At 66.7% G+C, this 17173-nt stretch carries 13 protein-coding genes, 2 pseudogenes and 1 riboswitch; of the genes and pseudogenes, 7 read left to right on the top strand and 8 right to left on the bottom strand.

What is annotated here, in order from left to right:
- Nucleotides 1-163: 163 nt before the first annotated feature.
- A pseudogene (locus tag CTZ28_RS48940) lies at nucleotides 164-466 on the top strand (FAD-dependent monooxygenase); the annotation flags it as partial.
- Nucleotides 423-596 carry a Tn3 family transposase gene (locus CTZ28_RS48935; RefSeq protein WP_398657495.1) on the top strand — a complete coding sequence of 58 codons (174 nt, stop codon included), beginning with the start codon at nucleotides 423-425 and terminating at the stop codon, nucleotides 594-596. The pseudogene CTZ28_RS48940 and the gene CTZ28_RS48935, both read left to right, overlap by 44 nt.
- Nucleotides 597-1384: 788 nt before the next feature.
- Here the strand turns inward: CTZ28_RS48935 and CTZ28_RS36700 are convergent.
- From CTZ28_RS36700 to CTZ28_RS36675, 6 genes and pseudogenes are all read right to left on the bottom strand, one after another.
- On the bottom strand, nucleotides 1385-1876 hold the full coding sequence (locus tag CTZ28_RS36700) for a hypothetical protein (protein WP_259471982.1): 492 nt from the start codon (nucleotides 1874-1876) through the stop codon (nucleotides 1385-1387).
- A 206-nt stretch (nucleotides 1877-2082) separates the two neighbouring features.
- Entirely contained in the window at nucleotides 2083-4344 is a 2262-nt protein-coding gene (locus tag CTZ28_RS36695; RefSeq protein WP_259471981.1) for a hypothetical protein, read from the bottom strand.
- Between the two features lie 53 nt (nucleotides 4345-4397).
- On the bottom strand, nucleotides 4398-5216 hold the full coding sequence (locus tag CTZ28_RS36690) for a hypothetical protein (protein WP_121894078.1): 819 nt from the start codon (nucleotides 5214-5216) through the stop codon (nucleotides 4398-4400).
- 102 nt (nucleotides 5217-5318) lie between these two features.
- Entirely contained in the window at nucleotides 5319-5978 is a 660-nt protein-coding gene (locus CTZ28_RS36685) for a Crp/Fnr family transcriptional regulator (RefSeq protein ID WP_121894077.1), read from the bottom strand.
- Between the two features lie 44 nt (nucleotides 5979-6022).
- Nucleotides 6023-6490, bottom strand: coding sequence for a Pycsar system effector family protein (locus CTZ28_RS36680; protein WP_121894076.1), 468 nt, complete (start codon nucleotides 6488-6490; stop codon nucleotides 6023-6025).
- Nucleotides 6491-6963: 473 nt separating this feature from the next.
- Nucleotides 6964-7791, bottom strand: a pseudogene (locus CTZ28_RS36675) (HARBI1 family protein).
- Nucleotides 7792-7981: 190 nt separating this feature from the next.
- Between CTZ28_RS36675 and CTZ28_RS36670 the strand changes: the two are divergent.
- The 4 genes from CTZ28_RS36670 (at nucleotide 7982) to CTZ28_RS36650 (ending at nucleotide 14327) form a co-directional block, all read left to right on the top strand.
- On the top strand, nucleotides 7982-8887 hold the full coding sequence (locus CTZ28_RS36670) for a hypothetical protein (RefSeq protein WP_147481250.1): 906 nt from the start codon (nucleotides 7982-7984) through the stop codon (nucleotides 8885-8887).
- A 675-nt stretch (nucleotides 8888-9562) separates the two neighbouring features.
- On the top strand, nucleotides 9563-11566 hold the full coding sequence (locus tag CTZ28_RS36665; RefSeq protein WP_259471980.1) for a Shedu anti-phage system protein SduA domain-containing protein: 2004 nt from the start codon (nucleotides 9563-9565) through the stop codon (nucleotides 11564-11566).
- A 683-nt stretch (nucleotides 11567-12249) separates the two neighbouring features.
- Nucleotides 12250-13608: an AlbA family DNA-binding domain-containing protein gene (locus tag CTZ28_RS36660; protein ID WP_121894073.1), complete on the top strand. Its 1359-nt coding sequence runs from the start codon at nucleotides 12250-12252 to the stop codon at nucleotides 13606-13608.
- Nucleotides 13609-14141: 533 nt separating this feature from the next.
- Nucleotides 14142-14327 (top strand): hypothetical protein, encoded by a 186-nt coding sequence (locus CTZ28_RS36650; RefSeq protein ID WP_147481249.1) that lies wholly within the window; start codon nucleotides 14142-14144, stop codon nucleotides 14325-14327.
- 123 nt (nucleotides 14328-14450) lie between these two features.
- On the opposite strand, the gene CTZ28_RS36645 is transcribed toward CTZ28_RS36650, so the two are convergent.
- On the bottom strand, nucleotides 14451-14951 hold the full coding sequence (locus tag CTZ28_RS36645) for a hypothetical protein (RefSeq protein WP_121894070.1): 501 nt from the start codon (nucleotides 14949-14951) through the stop codon (nucleotides 14451-14453).
- A complete protein-coding gene (locus CTZ28_RS36640) occupies nucleotides 14941-15237 on the bottom strand; it encodes a hypothetical protein (protein ID WP_259471979.1) in 297 nt (98 codons plus the stop codon). Before CTZ28_RS36640 ends, CTZ28_RS36645 begins: the two co-directional genes overlap by 11 nt.
- Before the next feature lie 98 nt (nucleotides 15238-15335).
- Nucleotides 15336-15514: riboswitch (cobalamin riboswitch) on the top strand.
- Between the two features lie 85 nt (nucleotides 15515-15599).
- Here CTZ28_RS36640 and CTZ28_RS36635 point away from each other — a divergent pair.
- Nucleotides 15600-17162: an ABC transporter substrate-binding protein gene (locus CTZ28_RS36635; RefSeq protein ID WP_259471978.1), complete on the top strand. Its 1563-nt coding sequence runs from the start codon at nucleotides 15600-15602 to the stop codon at nucleotides 17160-17162.
- Nucleotides 17163-17173 lie beyond the last annotated feature (11 nt).

Below are 17173 nucleotides of genomic sequence, written 5' to 3'. Positions count from 1 at the left end.
TCGGCCCGGGTGCCGCTCAGTCTCCCCGCCCGGACCGGCGTGACCCGACCGTTTCCGAGGACGGTGACGGGGGCGGCGAGCGGTCCGCGCGGGATTGTCGTCAGGCCCGGGTCGGCAGCACACTCATTGCCACCGTCAGGAACGTGATCGCCCAGCGTCGGGCCTCCACGCACTTCCCGTCGGACAGCGCTGGGACCGCGTCTCGGGAGTGATTCTGATCGGCGACGCCGCACACCTCAGGTCACCGTTCGCAGGAGTGGGAACCGACCTGGCCATGTTCGACGGCGCGGAGCTTGCCCGTGCGATCCTCGAACACCCCGACGACATCGAAGCTGCCCTCACTGGCTACGAGACCGCACTCTTCCCCAGGGCGACGTCAGCGGCGGCCGACACCACCAAAAGCGGCCTCCGAGGTTGCCGCGATGATCGAGGGCGTGCTGCGGCACTGCACCGAGATGGTAGTGGACCGGCAGTACACCGACACCCACGGCGCCTCGATCGTCGGGTTCTCCTTCGCGCACATGCCTCGACTTCAAGCTGATGCCGAGGCTGAAGAATTTTGGTCTGCTGGTGGTACAGCGGCAGCAACTCGCTGACCTGCGAATATGGTGGCTGTGGCGACCTTGCCGGGACCGTCGGCCCGGGAATGGTCCGGATCTTGGCTGATGCAGACCTTGGGCCTGCGGCTCTGTTGGATTGGCCGTAGCCGCCCGCTCCGAGCTGGCGGTCTCACCTGGCACAGGTTGCAGGGGCCGTCCAGGGGGTTTACGCCAGTCCGGTGTGGGCGTGAAATCGCAGGTCAGGTCCTCCTGGTTCGGGAGGGTCCGTCCAGTTCGTGATAGCCGGTGAGACTCGCCGGGGATCGTCCTGACGGGGCCTCTGTCCGGAGCCGTGGGACGACGAAGCCGCGCCGGAGCGCTTGAGGCGCGACTCATTGTGAGAAGCCGCGCTGGCGCGCACGATGAGGTCGGCGCCTCATGCGGTCCGTGTCGCTGTGACGCTCTCAGAGTGCGCCTATTTCGTGTTTGCACTCGCCCACGCGTTTCTGAGCCGGTCGTCAGGTGTTCCGTTGTGCTGAGTCCGTTCGCCCTGTCCTCATGGACTGGGCGAGGGCGTTTGCGTGTTTGTGGAGAGCTCGGTCAGGGGCGTCGGTCGGTCGGTTCATCCTTTCTGGGCGGGGCCAAGGGCGACTGAGCACTGGATGCCTGTTCGGGTGCGGTGGCTTGGTGGCCGTGGAGTCGATAGACCATTTCGTCAGGACAACGGTGCAGGCGGGCCCGGCGCCAGGCAACGTCGTAGGACAGGGGTGTTGCGCTGCGCCGTTGAATGAACAGGGCTCGGAGGCTGGTCAGGGGGGCCAACAGTATCCGCCACAGGGCGAGCTTCATGGGTGCGCCCTTCGTGGTGCTCCGCCAGACCCGGGCGTGTCCACTGGCGCGATGCTGCCGGGGAGACTGCCGCCGTTGAGAGTCTTGAGGGAGTCGGACAGCACGAGCATGGCCTGCTGTCGCTTCTCGATGTCCGTGAATCCTTGGCCGACCTGTTCCCATTGCTGCAGGAGTGGGAACCACCAGCGGTCGCACGAGCAGATCAGGCGAGCAAGGCGCTGGAGTTCGGCAATGTGTTCGTCGCCCAGGGCACCGGGGGCGTGGTGTTCAAGTTGGTCCAGGACGACAAGGTCCGGGTGATCGTAGAGGTTGTTCTTCAAGAAGCGCAGGCGGTGGATTCGTTGCTTGTCCGCGGCCTGCTGTGCCAGTAGGTCCTGTGCCGCGCTGGGCAGACCGAGAGCCGCGTAGACGTTCAGCAGGCAGTAGTCCGGGGCACGGCGAGGCAGCCGGCCGAGGGCGGCGTTGACGGCGTCCTGTGCGGCGGGCACGTCCGAGGCTCCCATTCGCACCGCTGTCTCGGTGGCCGTGGCATGCACTGCAGTGCGTACTGCCTCCTCCACATTGGGAGGCACACGCCAGAGTGGTCGCCAGGTGATCGTGTACACGGCTTCGAACGCGATGCCGGCGGTGGCACTGGGCAGCAGGCGCGGCTGGACGGACGTACTCCTACGGACGGCGCGGTGCCACGGCCACCTCATGCGATGTTCTCTTCGAGCGGGAAGACCGTGTGCAGACGGCTGTCGACGAGGTGGTTGTAGAAGTCGTCAGCCACGCTCACGCCCTCAGCCGTGGAGATGCCACGCAACTCGTTCATGAGCTTCATGCCGGCCTCGAACATGTTGTGGCCGCGCAGCGCTGGCAGGAGTTGGTCGCGCAACTGTGTGTAGGCGCTGGGGTCGCCGGCACACGAGCAGATCCAGTCCGTCAGACGCGAGATGACCTCGGCAGCGGTGTCCGCGGAGGAGAGCAGGTCGTGGACGGCTTGCTGTACGTCGATTTCCGTGGGAGGCGTGCACACGAGCCATGGCGTGCCGTCATGATGGACGGCCATCAGCGCGAGGAAGGCCAGTGAGCCGCTACGTGCGGAGACCTTGCCCTGCTGCCAGCCGTGGACCTCACCGACCAGTCGCTGGGCCACGGTGGGGTGTTGGACAAGATCGTCGAAGGCAGCCAGGACTTGGCTGACTACGGTGGCGTCGGTGTTCTTGTGCGCGACGCGGCGCAGCCGCACCATTGCCCGCTTGGCCAGAGATGTGGCGACGGAGGAGTCCTCCAGGATGCGTCGGCACAGTGCGATCACGGCGGGCGCGTAGCTCTTCTGTTCTGCCCACCCGTAAAGCGCTTCCCACGCCAGGCGGCCGACGTGTTCGTTGCGCACGGCGCTTTCCAGGACCGCGCCGAGAACCTTTGGCTGACTGCTGCCGACGAGTTCGCCCAGCGTGGTGAGGTATTCCACCGTTCCGTGCCGCACGGTGAGTTCGGCCAGCGCGGCCACTGCGTGGTCTTCCGGATCGGAGTTCTGGGCTGTCGTGACGAGCCAGGTCAGCAAGGGTTTGCGCATGACGTCGTAGTTGTCCCAGACGTACTCCAGCACTGCGCGTCCGTAGGCCGGCCGGTCGAAGACCACAGTGTCCTGCATGCCGACTCGGCCCCCGACATCCTGGATGCGCCGACGCATTCCCCGTCCGGCCAGGGCACCGAGGGCCGGTGAGATTCCTGGTGCTGCGCCGGGAGCATCGGGGGTGTCTCCGATGGCTTCCAGCAGAGCGGCTGCACTGCGCGTGACGACAGGCATGGGTGCGGACTGCTGCACGGCCAGGGCCAGCAGCAGACAACGGTCCTCCACCGTGAGCGAGGGGTTGTCATGGGTGTGCAGGCTGTTCGTCTCGCCGAACCGGCCGTCGAGTTCACCGCGCCAATCGGTCAGCGCCGCGATGATGCGTTCTTCCAGGGTGACCTGCGTTTCGCCCTCGCCGTCGACCTGTACGAGCGACTGCTGGGAACTGGTGTGGCTGTGTTCCTTCCAGGCCATCACGACGGTGTGCGCGGCACGCACGGCAGCCACTGCTGTGAGTCCGCGTAAGGACGTGGTGGCCTTGGGGAAGGAGCGCAGTGACGTGACCAACTGGTCGTAGCCGTAGGCGGTCAGATGCGCCTCGACCACGCGCTGGGCATGGGGTGCCTCGCGCAGATGAACGACTTGGATGCCGTCACGATCACTGAGACGGTGGTCCGTCCACAGGCCCTGCGCGACGGTCAGCACGAGATAGGAACGGCAGTTGCGGAGGTGGGAGGCATGTTTCGACAGGGCGTTGAGGAACTCGGCGGATACCTGGTCGTTCTCCGGGTGCTTGAGATCGAGTTGGTACGCATGCGCCTTCTCCAGCGGCAGGCGCCCCTGACGGGGGGTGTCCCAGTCCGCGTCCAGCTGGACCGTGGCGGTGTCGTCAGCCGTGTGCTCGGCCAGCAGTCTCAGAGCGAAGGTGGTCGAGCCGTAGGAACGGGGCGCCACGATGACGATCACAGGCTGGCGAGGACGGCCGGTGACGGGGTTGACGATCTGCTCCCAGACCGTGTCCCAGTGTGGGCCCCGAACGAACGGCTGGGCGAGCAGCATCTCGCGACTGAACTCGACGCCCTCCAGCAAATCCCGCTTTCGGGTCTCCAGGATCAGTTCTTCAACGACGTTGGCGACGACGTCGACGTCCCCGTGGAGGTGTGTTGCTGCACCGCCGGTTTCGTGCAGGTGCGGCGTGGGCTGAACACCATTCGTCGACGGGGGAGCGGGGGACGGGGATGGGCTGTCGAAGCGCGGGTCCGGGTGATCGGGGTTGACGGTGCCCGGACGCCAGCGACGCTGCAGCCAGCTGCCGGAGCCGTTGGACTGGTTATCACCGGTTACGCTGGTCGGCGCGGTGGTTTCGGAGCGGGCGGGGTCGAACGGGGCGTCAGACATGCGGGAGCTCCAGGGGGAGTGTGAGAGAGCGGTAGGTGAGGTGGTTGGGCGCCTCACCGCTGGCGACGGTCGATCCGCAGAGTTCCGATGTGATCGGCGATAGTGGAGTCACTGACCTGACCGTGGAACTGGAAGGTGCCGCCGCCGTTGCTGACAGTCGGTGTTGCCTGCGCGTCCCCCGGTTGCGAGGCAGAGGCGGAAGCAGTAGCCGATGGTGCGGCGTCGGCGAGGTAGGGGCGTACAGCAGGTCCGGTCAAGCCCGGCACGTGGATCCGGCAGGGCTGCTCGAAGCCGGGCTTGTCACTGACGCGGGCTACCGCATCGAGGAAGTGGTGCGGGCCGAGATCTGGCGTACGTCCCGCGTGCACGGTGCGCTGGTAGACGACCTCGGAGACCGCAGCCGCGAGGAAGGCACCGCTGTCCTTCGCGGCCGACAGCGCTTGGCGGGTCGCCTGACTATCGAGCAGTCGGGCGGTCTCGTTGATGGCATTCCCGCGGTGGTCGGGGAGGGACAGGGGGCCGACGTGCACGCTGACGCGCAGTCGCAGGAGCGGACTGCTGGCCAGCCTCTGCCGCTCGTAGCGCACCAGCGCCGCATTGAGTCGGCCGAGCAGCGGGTCCACGAGCCTCGCCAGCGCCGAGGGCGGGAACAGCAGGATCGCCCCGTCACCGCTGTCCTTGTAACCACCGGGCAGCTCCTGCGGATTGGGCAGCGCACATTCGGCGAGCACGGTCGCCACGATGTCGTCCACGTCGTACCGGGCGGCAGCCATCTTCGCCTCGACGATCTGGCTGTACTTCTCCATATCGATCGCCACGAAGGCGAGTTCAGCGGGCACATCCACGGGCTCTGCGTGCAGCGGCGCATCCATCGGGCACCGTCCTTTCAGCACAGGCGGTCAGGGAAGCGCCCATGCTGATCCGGTGGGACGGCCATCGCTGCCCAGTAGTGGGCACGCTTCAAGTGCGGCCTGTCACGCCTGCGTACGCGCGTGCGACTGAATCGAATGGATGTCGCGAACGAGGAGTCCGCCACCGGAGGCGGTGCGGACCCAGTCCTGCTCGCGCCAGGGCTTGAGGGCGTTGACCACCGCATTACGGGAAGCGCCGATCATCTGAGACAACTCTGTCTGTGTCAGCCGCACGGCGAGATCCGGGGCCGAGGTGGACGCGGCTTCGACCAGCCGGGACAGGGCCGATGCCAGGCGTAGTGGCACAGACGCGGTGGCCAGTTCGAGCCGGACAGCTTCCGACTCCCTGACCCGGGCGATGGCATGGCGCAGCAGTGGCGCGAGCAGATCATGTTCCTCAACGAACGTGAGGAAGGCGGCAGCCGGGACGATGCGGATCTGGCAGGTCTCGGCGGCGATGACCGTGGCCGTGCGCGGCTGGGAGTCCAGTACGGCCAGCTCTCCGAGCAGCTCGCCGGCGCCGCGCACGGCAAGAAGAGTCCTTTCCCCGCAGTTCCCCGCCAGGGTGATCAACGTTGATCCGGACTCCAGCACGATCACGTGCGTTGCAGGATCTCCCTGGCGGAGTAGCACACTCCGAGCGGGCCTGACGCGCTGCGGTGCGAGCGCCTTCAGGCGCGCCCATAACTCGTCGCCGATCACCATCGAATGCGGCTGATACACACATCCCCCTGCTGTGCGGCCCCGACACACTTGAGGTGATCGTCTCAACCGACTGGAATATTGCTCAATAGGCACATTCCAGCCATCAGGAGCGCTGCTAGAGCAAAGTCGATGGCCAGACGGGCTGTTCGCAGCTTCCTGTCCGCGAGCCAGGCAAGCACCCGGAGCCGGTGGGCCTCGGCATGCCGTTCAAGCTCCACCCGGTGGCGTGCGGCTGCGTCGCCTATCAATTCGGCATGCAGCCCGGCCCTTGGGACCACGGGCCGCAGTGCGAGCAGTGCGGCTCCGATCGCGACCATCAGAAACAGGCACATCAGGACCAGAGAGAACATCCCGATGGGCGGCATGCCATCGGCATTCGACAGCAGGGCGACCCCCGCAGCCAGCAGTCCACCGGCTATTCCGCACAAGGCCGCTGCTTTCGTGTCCGCCCGTTGCACCTCGACGAAGGCGCGTTCAGCGTGCCCGTGCAGCCGCTGCACCTCCGTTGGAATACCCCGTGGCTCGCGCATACCGTTCACATCCTCCGTGGGCCGTCGCGTGCTTGTCATGGCAGTTGCCAGCCTGCTCGCAGCCGTCGAGGGGCATTGCCTACCGCAGGGCACGAGGAGTGCTGGATCCCTCACCCCCGGTCCTGCGAAGGTGGTAGCCACGAAGGGCGGTGCGGACGAGACGGATCGGACGTGGGCCTGAGCGGTCGAGTTCGACGCCGGCCGGCAGGCCGGTGTGAGGTCTGTTGTGGCGAAGGAGGGGTGCGCGCTTTGCCATGCCCGCGGCCGGGCCGTAGTCCATCCCGCGAAACAAGGGTTGGTCGGTCGTGACGCTCGTTTGGTGCTCCAGGGCCGTGAAAGCTTGTGGTCAGTGAGCCACAAAGTGAGGCCAGACCTTCAGCTTCCCTCGCCTGCGTCGGCCCTGACCTGTTCCCGATGACCCACCACGTGGAGTGAGTCTTTCCCGGTAATGGATCATGACGTTGTGTGATCGTTCAGATGGTTCGGTCGTATTCGAGCTGGAACAGGCGAGGGCCGCGGCGGCGATCTGGGTGATGCGGCTGGGGTTGAGACTGACCCGCCGCAGCGCCTTTGAAGGTCGTCTTGAGTAGGGAGTTGGCCCGTTCGCACACGCAGTGGACGCCTCGGATGACCTTGTTGTAGGTCTGCTGGGCCTCGGTCAGCTCGCCGCGGGCGGGCTTCTTGACCGGGCGCCGGAGACCGTCTGCGGCGTTCTCGTACCCGAGGTCGACCAGGGTCGGCACGCCCAGCTTGGCGGCGAGGGTGTTCAGGGCGTCGAGCAGGCCGTGGTGGCGGGCGCAGGTGGTGTCGTGCTCGCGGCCCGGGCGGACCGGTGAGACCCAGATCGGCCAGCCGTCCGGGGTGGAGATGACTTGCACGTTCTCGCCGTGATGGCGTTCCTTCCCGGACCACCACAGGTCCGCGCCGTTGGGGCCGGGGGTCGCGACGCGGTAGGTGCGGACTACGGTGCCGTCCAGGTTCAGATGGGTCAGCCCCGCCGCCTTCGCCCGCTCCAGCGCGGTGTGCAGATCCGGCGCCCCGGCCGCCAGGACGGTCAGTCCTTCGTACAGGTAGCGGTAGGCGGTGGAGGATGATAGGCCGTTGTCACGGGCGAGTTGCCTCAGGCGAGTCCCGTCGAGGAACCAGCGCAGGATGAGCACGGCCTGCCGGATGCGGCCCAGCGCGCGCCGTCCCTGGCGGGTGCCGGTCGCGGCGCGGTAGTCACGCAACAGCCGGGCCAGATGTTCGGCAGTGGATTGGCGGACCTCGAGCACGGCGGTGTATGTGACACTGGTCGGCACGTGAGGCCCCTCGGTCGGATCTTTCTGTCGCAGGGTCGTTCTTACCAGGGGCAGTCGGACTTGGGCACGGCAGGGGCACGCAGCACAGCCCAGCGATCACAGCGAGCGGCGACCGGGTACCAGGAAATACCCAATGGGATTCCGTGTCTCTTTCTGGCACATTTCCGGCAGTCGTACGCAGGGGGAACGCATGAGCGAGTGGGATGTCGACGCGCGGGTCGAGGAGCTGACCCGGGGGTTGCGGCGGATGGCCGCGAGGCTGTTGCAGTCGGCGGCCGAGCATCCGGATGCGGTACGAGCGCGGGAGTTGTCGGCGGCGGCCCGGGTGCTGACGAGCGACGTGCTGGCGCGCCTGGACGGGGAAGCTGTCGAGGATTCCCCGGCGCACCGGAGCGAGCCGGAGGTGCAGGACACCGTACCGCTGGCGAAGAGCGCGGCCTCCGAGTATCGGGCGGCGCTCGACGAGCTGGTGGAACTGTATCTCCCGGACTATACGCGGCGCCTGGACGACGACCCGGTGATGACTGACCCGGACCTCTCCTACGAGCGGTGGAACCATCTGCACCGGGTCCGGTACGGGCGCGGTAATACCTTCGAGGATGCGCCGCTGTGGAACGACGCCGTGTCCAGCAGGGGGAAGGCGGTGGTGCGTGGCATGACCTCCAAGGTGGAGGTGCTGCGCCGCCTGCACCACAGCTACGTGACCCGGCAGGATCTGGACAGTCCGGAGGGCGAGCTGGTGGTTCAGGTGCTGCAGGGGTGCAAGGCAACCCAACGCTCCCGCGCGATCGGCGACGGCGACTTCGTCGACGAGTTGGATCTGAAACGGAAGCTGGACACCCTGCAGTGGCGCGCCGTGGTGATCGCCGCCGGTCGGGGCGAGCAGGCCCGTGCCCAACTCCTCACTCAGCTGAGACAGCTGGAGGTGCTGGCCGCCGTGGTCCTGGAGCTGGACACGGCGTTCCGGCAGCGCAGCAGCAGCCCTTCCCTGGGCGCCCGGATTGCCGCGGCCGCCCATGGGGTGAAGGCGGTGCTCCGGCACTGGCCGCCGAAGGTCGAGGGGGCCGTTGCGGAGTCAGGTCATACGACGCCGTAACCCCTGGACAGGCATCCCGTGATCGACATGGACCCGGATCGCCGCCGCAGCCCTTATCCTGCTCCAGCTCGAATACGACCGAACCATCTGAACGACCACACAATGTCGTGATCCATTACTGGGAAAGGCTCAGTGTGTCGCCATCCTCGAACCGGCCGCGAAGGACTCCTGAACTGCGGTTTTACCCGTGCACATTATGCGCGGTGTGGGCGTTACGGGCGATATCTTGATGCTGAAATGGCGCTCATGACGCTCATTTAATGCTCGCCCTGATGGGGCGTCAGGCGAATTGGGATGCTGGTCAGGCTGCCTGTAGCTGGGTGGGAATGGGTGGCTCTTCAGCGAAAAGGGGCCCCAGCGTTGGCCGGTGGACGGCACGTGCTGGGGCACAGGTTGACCCAGATCAGCGCGGCGTGCAGCACGCTGGGCGGGCCGAGCGTCAGTCGCGTGACGGACACGGTGGGGTCTCCGCTGCCAGCGTTCCCGGGGCTGCGAAGATTGGCGCGGCGGACCGTCCTCGCCACGTTTGGGACCTGGATGACGACGCCACCCGCTCAAGCCAAGAGATCCGAGAGCCTCCAATAGCCCTCCTTGTGTGCCGACGTACGTCCATCCTGGGGGCATGACTCAGGCGAGCCCTTGTTGGCACCGCAAAGCACGCCGAGGATCACGGCGGTGACGCGACGCGACATTTTTGACTACTTGCGCGGCGAGGGCGGCCCCTGGTGGGGACGGCTCGACGAGATCGACTTCCTGGAGGGTCTATACGACCTGGACGGGCTGGCGTCGACGGACTTCCCGTTCACGACGGCGCGTGACGACATCGTCCAGCACCGGATCAACAATCCATTGGACTTGCCGGACGACTGGGTCTTCGAGGACCCACGCTTCCAACTCCTCGATGGCCCCGATGAGGTGCTGCTCGCCTTCCTGACACGGCTCGTTCATCCAGAGGTACAGCCTGATGCCGACCAGTCCTCCCGACGAGTCGAGAAGCTGAACCGCCTCCTCGGGCCGGACGGCTGGACATTTCGCGTCTTCGAGTTCCTGTCGGGCCGGCCGATTTTCACACCGTTCGCCATACAGGCCACGGGTCCGATGGTCTCCCTGCCGCTTGCCGACGACGACACCGGCAAACTCGACGTCGTGCTCGGGCAGATCTACAGCCTGCTCGATCGCGACGGCGAGGAGGTGGCCCGCGACCTGATCCGCGCGACCGTCCTGACGCTGCGTCGTGATGGCGGCATCTACCACCCCATGCCCGGTGACCGATGGACGGACGATACGTACGAGGCTGTTCTCACCGTGGATCGAGTGTTGCTGCCCGCGTTCACCAGAGCGGTCAGTGACGCGATCTGGCAGCGGCTGGAACCGGTACTCACCAGGCTCCAGCGCCGGGATGTTCAGTCCCTCGTAGTCGAAGGCGACATAGGACACCTGCCGGCTGTCCCGCTGGACTGGAGGAACCAGACGGCCGAGGCCGATCCGCCCGTCGCTCGGCGTCTCCGGATCGGTCTGCCGACTCAGGAGTTCGACGTCACACGGCAGGACTTCTCGGACCTTGAGATCCGCGGCACCGGTTTTCCCTACTTTTACGACACCCGCGGAGGTCGCCTGATCACCGAATTCCTCCTCGACGACCGGCCGCAGGTGGCGACGCTGTGCCATGTCACCCTCATCAACAAGGACGGGGTCCTTTCGCCGAGGATCAAGCTGTGGAAGAAGGACAAGACCAAGACCGTGAAGACGCCGGCGACGGAGGTGATTCCCGGCACCGAGGCCCCTCAGATCGTCAAGGCGCTTGTTGACACCAGCGATGTGCACGAGAACTTCTGGAAGGTCATCAGCTTCCTACAGAGTTGCGTCGGGCTGGACTTTTCGGGAACCAGCTTGCGGCCAGTCGTCGACGACGAAGCCGAGTTGGCTCGGCTCCTGGCCGATCAGGACCGCACTACGCTCCTCGAAGCCGTCAGGACCGCTGTCGGCGGCGCCCTCACGGAAGAGGACATCCGGCTGATCAGCAACCGCAAGTCGCAACTCCAACGGTTCAGACAGCTGTTGAACGACCCGGAGTTCTTCGAGCAGGACCGCGGCCGGGTGGCCGGGCCGGAAGCAGTCTGGCAGGGCTTCTTCGAGGAGAACCCGTGGATCTTCGGGTATGGCCTCACCCTCGTCGCTTGTGGCCCCATTGACGACGGCAAGCTGGAGCGCATCACGACGGGTGCCAATATCTTCTCGGGAGCGGGAAAGCGCAGTGACGCTGTCATGCGCTCCAAGGGCTTCATCAGCAGCCTGCTGTTCTGCGAGATCAAGACCCACCGGACATCCCTGCTGGCCGGCACGCCGTACCGGCTCCCAGACGTGTACCAGGTCTCCAAAGACGTCGTCGGTGCCGTGGCGCAGGTACAGAAGACCGCCCACAAGGCCCAACGACTGGTCAGCGGTGAACTGCACAGGCACTACCGGGATGACGGCGCCCCGACCGACATCGAAGTATCCACCGCCCGCCCTCGACAGGTATTGGTGATCGGAAGCCTCAGCGAGTTCACCGACGGCGGCGCGGCGAACCCGGAGAAGATCACTTCCTTCGAGCAGTACAGGCGATCTATCCAGGACGTTGAAGTCATCACGTTTGACGAGCTCTACGAACGGGCCTGCTTCATCGTGGAGGACCGGTGAGGCGCACCCTGGCCATGGTGTAGGGACGGGAGTGAATGCCTGGACGCCAAGGCTGAGTATTGGCAACAGGCATCAGGTATGCAGTCTTCGGAGAGGGCCTCACTGATTCGAACTTGCGCTCTCAGCTTGGAAAGCGACGGTGCTCAGACGATTGCATGGCCGTCGATCTGCGCTTATGCGACTTGGCGCCCGCCTCGTGAGCGTGGGTGCGCACTGCTGTTGACCGTTCTTGTCCGCTGGTAAGAAAAGGCGCGCTACGGGCACGACCCTGCGAAGCGGATGACGCGCGGTGCGGTGGCACGTCCCCGTGTTCTGGAGCTGCTCGACTCGCAGATCGCCGGACCAGGGCCGTCGTGACCGCACAGAGACGCCGGACTTCGCCAAGGCGGCCCATCGTTCCGTCGGCTGCGCGGCCGTAGTGGTGTCTGAGCAGACCGTGCTGTAGGCGGCCATACCGTTGGAGCTTACGCGCACGTGAGAGCAGCTTGCGGGGAGTTTCGCAGCCCCGGTGCGCTGCCCTCCCGCGCCGCTGGGTCGTTGAACCCAGCCTGGGCTGGACCATGTACGCCTGCCACCTGGGCCGGGACTACGAGCGTTTTCCGGAGCCCAGAGCGCTTCCGGCGCGCCATTGGATCTGCCTAATCCTGTGACAGCTGGGGGTGGTTCGTGCAGTATCGGACGTCATGGTTGCTCTTCGCTCCCGCCGTCTGGAGGGGCTCTTCGGGGTCCGGCTGGACGCGGTCTCGCACACTCAGGTCGCCGCGCTGAAGACGAGCGCGGTCTCTGAGTCCTACGATCTGGAGTTCAAGGGGGAGCTCTACGGCGGCAACGACAAGGCCAAGCGGGACCTGGCCGGTGACGTGGCGGCCCTGGCCAACACCGCCGGCGGAATCCTGCTGCTCGGAGTTGCTGAAGACGACCAGGCTCGGGCAACGGAGCTCCCCGGGGTCGCGCTCAGCGACGCCGAGGTGCTGCGGATCCGTAACATCGTGGCCGACCAGGTCCACCCTCTGCCCACCTTCGACGTCAAGCAGATCGAGGACCCGGACAATCCCGGTCACGGGATTCTGATGATCGCTGTGCCCCGCAGCCCCTCCGCTCCGCACGGAGTCCTGGTTAACGAGGGCCTGCGCTACCCGCGCCGCAACGGCGCCAGCATCATCTACCTGACGGAGGCCGAAGTGGCCGCTGCCTACCAGGACCGCTTCGCCCGTCGCCAGTCCCGCCACGACGACCTGCTCCGCTACGAACGCGATCTGATCGGCCGCTTGGACGTGAGCGACCAGACGTACATTGTTGTCACCCTGGTCCCGGACCTCAGCGGGGACTTCACCCTCGACACCAAGGCCCTGCGCGCCTTCCAGCAGGAGACCCGGGGCAAGGACCTGCTTGTTATCCCGCGCGGGGTGTACGTCCACCACGTCACGGTAGGCAGCCGTCGCCTGATGGCGCACGGAGGCTCCGAGCCAACGACGGCCAAATGGATCGCGTGCGAGCTCTACCAAAGCGGCGCCGGCACCTTCGCCGCCATCGCCGCCAACCGCACCGACCTCGCCCGACCCGGCCAGGTGGACGAGAACACCACGGTCAGTCGGATCGAAGACGAGGACCTGGTCCTCGACATCTGGTCCGGACTCCGGCTCCTGGCCCGCCACGCACGGGACCGAGCCGCCGCAGGAGGCACCACCACAGTCCGCGTGACCATCGCACCCGTCAACGCTGACCTTCCGGCCGAACTGCGTCACCCGCGCGGACACGCCAACCTCGGCGGCAGCCTCGGCACCCACCAAGTGACCGAGTCACCCCAAGCGACGTCCGTCTTCGACATCGACGACCTCGCCGAAGACGGACCGGGACTGATCGCAGCCACCTCCGTCCTCGCAGCTGGCCTGATCCAGCACTTCGGCTACCCGGAAACCCTCCAGATGACCACCGACGGCGTCATCCGGACCAAATACTGGAGTTCACAGCGCTACGGCTCTGGAGTGCAGCAGTGGGCCACCCAGGCGAACGTCGACATGACCGACGACACCGTTGACTGAATGTCGACCGCTGGCCGGAAGGCGCTTATACGGCCGATCTGCGGGGCCTGTCAGTGGCATCCTTTAGGTTCGAGCCGTGGTAAACAACTGGACGAGGCTGTTCCTGGCCCCCTTCGATCCAAACCCGGACTCATCAGGCCGTCTTCCTACCGTGGGCCGACGGGCATACCAGAGGACCTGGACTGGGATTCACTGGACCGCATTGCCCGGTCTTACCTCCACCCCACCGGTACAAGTCCCTCCTTACACCCGAGGCCATCAATGAGGCGCGCGCGGAGCTGAAGCGCGGGTTGACCCCTCCGTTCCACGACCACACGGCGATTCGGCTCGGTGAGCATCTGAGGGACGTGGTGAGAGTCCAGTGCCCGGAGCCAGCCAACGGCAAGGAAGGCCGTCTGTACGTACTGGAGTTCCAAGACCCTTTCCACTACGTGCTGTTGGGACACACCAGGAACGCGCCACGGCGGATGTCCCGCCACATCCTGGACGCAGGGGACCACGGTTACGGACTACTCAACGCTTGGCTCTCACCCGTGCTGCCGGACGCTCAGAAACAGGAACGGGTGGCGCTCGACCTCGCCGAAGCCCTGTACGGTACTCCGCACGTCGGTGAGCGCTTCTACGGAATGCCCTTCAGTACCGCGCTCACCGTGGTCAGGGTGGCGGCGGAGACTGGTCTGCTGAACGGTGCGCCGGACACGACTGCTCCCGAACCGTGAGGGGGCCGGAATAGGTGTCAGACCGAGGCTCTCTGGACGAACAGAAGCGATCAACTTGACCAAGCAATGCCTCGTGAGTCCGCCATGACAGGAGTAGAGCGCCGGGCGCTCGCCACCGGGCTGTCATGTTGCCTCCAGAAGGTTGTGCTGCCGTGCCCACTCAGCGACAGCGCCGCGGTTGCGGTCGGTGAAGCCGTCGGTGCGAAGCTGCCCGTCCGTGGCGATCAGCCCTGTCTGTGGGATGCCGTAAGCGTGAAGAAGTTCGTCGGCCAGAACAGCCGCAGCCTGGAGCAGCTCCCGGTCGTGACCTGCCACGTCATCCAGCAGCACGGTGGCTTCTGAATATGCGTACTCGCACGGCTGCGTGCTGGTCGGCAGACGTCGCCCAGTGCCGTGATACAGGTGATCGACGGCCACAGGCAACGGGTCACGGTATTCCGCGACCGTATGCATGGAGGCATCGGGATGAGAAGCGATGTCGTTCACCAGAACGGTCTTGACCACGGCCGTCCCGCTGGCCGCAGTCCGGTCGCGGGCATGGCCGGCCAAGAACGGCAGCGCACACAGCAGCTTGTAGACGACTTCTCCCGGTTCGACGAACTGCAGATCGACTTCAGGCCTCATCGTCACTGGACCAGGACCGGGCCAGCCTCGGTACCGGGCGCAGGGTCGAGTTCAGTTCGACGAGTTTGTCGAAGACTGCCTTGTGCTGGGCGATGTCCACGAACTGCCGCTGCGCGTGCGGGTCCATCGTCTCCTCCCCCCCCCGGCCGGGCAAGGCCGCGTTCACCGTCCCGCCCTTCTTGGGTGAGGAGGAGCCGGAGCCTGCGGACGAGCAGCCGGTGAGGAGACCGGCTCCCGTGGCGGCCGCCGCGGCGAGCACACTCCGGCGGGTGGGGGCGATCGGCATCGGGACGTACCTTGCTGACTGTCGCTCCGGAACCACGGCACACGCATGCCCATGCAATAGGGGTCGGTGTGGGGCCGATCACTCGGGCCGACATCGCGGTCGGGCATAATGCGCTGCGTACACACGAGCGACGGGAACCAGGAAGCCGGTGCGAATCCGGCGCGGTCCCGCCACTGTGACCGGGGAGCGAACCCTCATACGCCACGGCCGCCCGGCCGGAAGGCGGGGCGAGCGGTGATCCGGCAGCCAGGAGACTGGCCCGTCGCTTTCACCGACCGTCCGGGGCGTGGACTCCCCAGGAGGAGGCTCGTGATGCGCGTCAGATACCGGCACACGGCCGGCGCGTCCGCCTGCCCTGGGCCATGTCCGGCGACCAGGGGAAGGCCCCGCACACCATGACTCCCTCCTTCGCGCGCCGCCGCCTGCTCACCGGAGCGGGCGCGCTCGCCGTCGGCGCCGCCCTCGCGAGCTGTTCCTCAGGTGACGGTGACAACTCGTCGGGCGGCCGCCGACTGCGGGCCGCTTTCAGCGCCGGCGGCTCGCAGGAGACCCTCGACCCGCACATCGCCCCGCTCTTCGTCGACCAGGCCCGTGCCAAGGCCTTGTACGACAGCGTCCTGACGTACAAGGACGACATGTCCGTGCAGGCGCGTCTTGCCGAGAGCTGGGAGAGCGACCGGTCAGGGAGCCGCTGGACGGTACGGCTGCGTTCCGACGCCCGTTTCCACGACGGCAGCCGGGTCACCGCCGCCGACGTACTGTGGAACTACCGGCGTATAGCCGACCCCGCAACCGGAGCCGCCGCCCAGCAGCTCTTCTCCCGCGTCGACTTCGGAGCGAGCAACGCCAAGGGGCGCGACCTCACCCTCGTCCTGAAAGAACCCGACTTCGAGTTCCCGGCGGCCCTCGGCGCCCCCGGTACCGAGATCGTCCCGGAGGACACCAAGGACTTCGCGAAGCCCGTCGGCTCCGGCCCCTTCCGGTACCGCTCCTTCGAGCCGGGCGGCAACGCCCTGTTCACCGCGTGGGCCGACCACTGGGACGGCGGTCCACGCATCGAGGAATTGGAGTTCGTGCCTGTCAACGACGAACGGGCCCGGCTCAACGCCCTGCTGTCCGGCCAGGTGCATTACGCCCACGACCTGACAGCGGCCTCCGCGAGCCGCGTCGCCGACCGGGACGGGCTCGGGGTGCTGCGCAGCAAGCTCAGCACCATGCAGGCGATCCTGCTGCGGCTGTCCCGCGCACCCTTCGACGACGCCCGGCTCGTCAGGGCGTTCACCCTCGGTCTCGACCGGGACCGGCTGGTCGAGGTCGCTCTGTCCGGCCACGGCACCGCGGGCAACGACCTCTTCGGCATGGGGCTGCGCGCCTACCCGAAGAACCTGCCCGACCGGGAACGCGACGTCGACCGGGCCCGTGCCCTGGTCAAGGCGGCGGGCGCGGACGGTCTCGCCGTCGCCTTGGAGACCAGCGACGCCGACCCCACCTGGCGCAACGCCTCCACCCTCATCGCCGATCAGCTCAAGGACATCGGCCTGAAGGTCACCCCGCACGTTCGTTCCGCCGCCACCTACTTCGGCGAGATCAAGACCAAGGGCGTCGCCTTCCACAGCCGCACCGCCACCCTCCCCGTCGTCACCCACCTGCGGTCCCGGCTGCGCAGCGACGCCGCCAACAACCTTATGGGCTATGAGGACGCCACCTTCGACCGCCTGCTCGCCGAGGCCACCGCCACCCGCGACGAGAAGACCCGCCTCGAACTCCTCGACCGCGCGCAGCGCCGCGCCCGGGACCGCGACGGCCAGCTCGTATGGGCCTTCAGCGACTGGAACATCGGCCACAGCGACGCCGTCACCGGTCTGCGGGCCGCGCCGCCCAACTCATACGACTGGGCCCGGTTCGACCGCGTCCGGCTGAGCTGACGGCCCGTCGT

The sequence above is a fragment of the Streptomyces shenzhenensis genome, assembly GCF_003688995.1.
GTDB classification, from domain to species: Bacteria; Actinomycetota; Actinomycetes; order Streptomycetales; family Streptomycetaceae; genus Streptomyces; species Streptomyces shenzhenensis_A.
This window is presented reverse-complemented; position numbering and strand designations above follow the sequence as displayed.

What these genes read in the sequence shown, in the direction of transcription:
- CTZ28_RS48935 (WP_398657495.1), top strand. Translation starts at nt 423, where the DNA reads ATGATCGAGGGCGTGCTGCGGCACTGCACCGAGATGGTAGTGGACCGG.
- CTZ28_RS36695 (WP_259471981.1), bottom strand. Translation starts at nt 4,344, where the DNA reads ATGTCTGACGCCCCGTTCGACCCCGCCCGCTCCGAAACCACCGCGCCG.
- CTZ28_RS36690 (WP_121894078.1), bottom strand. Translation starts at nt 5,216, where the DNA reads ATGGATGCGCCGCTGCACGCAGAGCCCGTGGATGTGCCCGCTGAACTC.
- CTZ28_RS36680 (WP_121894076.1), bottom strand. Translation starts at nt 6,490, where the DNA reads ATGCGCGAGCCACGGGGTATTCCAACGGAGGTGCAGCGGCTGCACGGG.
- CTZ28_RS36670 (WP_147481250.1), top strand. Translation starts at nt 7,982, where the DNA reads ATGAGCGAGTGGGATGTCGACGCGCGGGTCGAGGAGCTGACCCGGGGG.
- CTZ28_RS36660 (WP_121894073.1), top strand. Translation starts at nt 12,250, where the DNA reads ATGGTTGCTCTTCGCTCCCGCCGTCTGGAGGGGCTCTTCGGGGTCCGG.
- CTZ28_RS36645 (WP_121894070.1), bottom strand. Translation starts at nt 14,951, where the DNA reads ATGAGGCCTGAAGTCGATCTGCAGTTCGTCGAACCGGGAGAAGTCGTC.
- CTZ28_RS36640 (WP_259471979.1), bottom strand. Translation starts at nt 15,237, where the DNA reads ATGCCGATCGCCCCCACCCGCCGGAGTGTGCTCGCCGCGGCGGCCGCC.
- CTZ28_RS36635 (WP_259471978.1), top strand. Translation starts at nt 15,600, where the DNA reads ATGTCCGGCGACCAGGGGAAGGCCCCGCACACCATGACTCCCTCCTTC.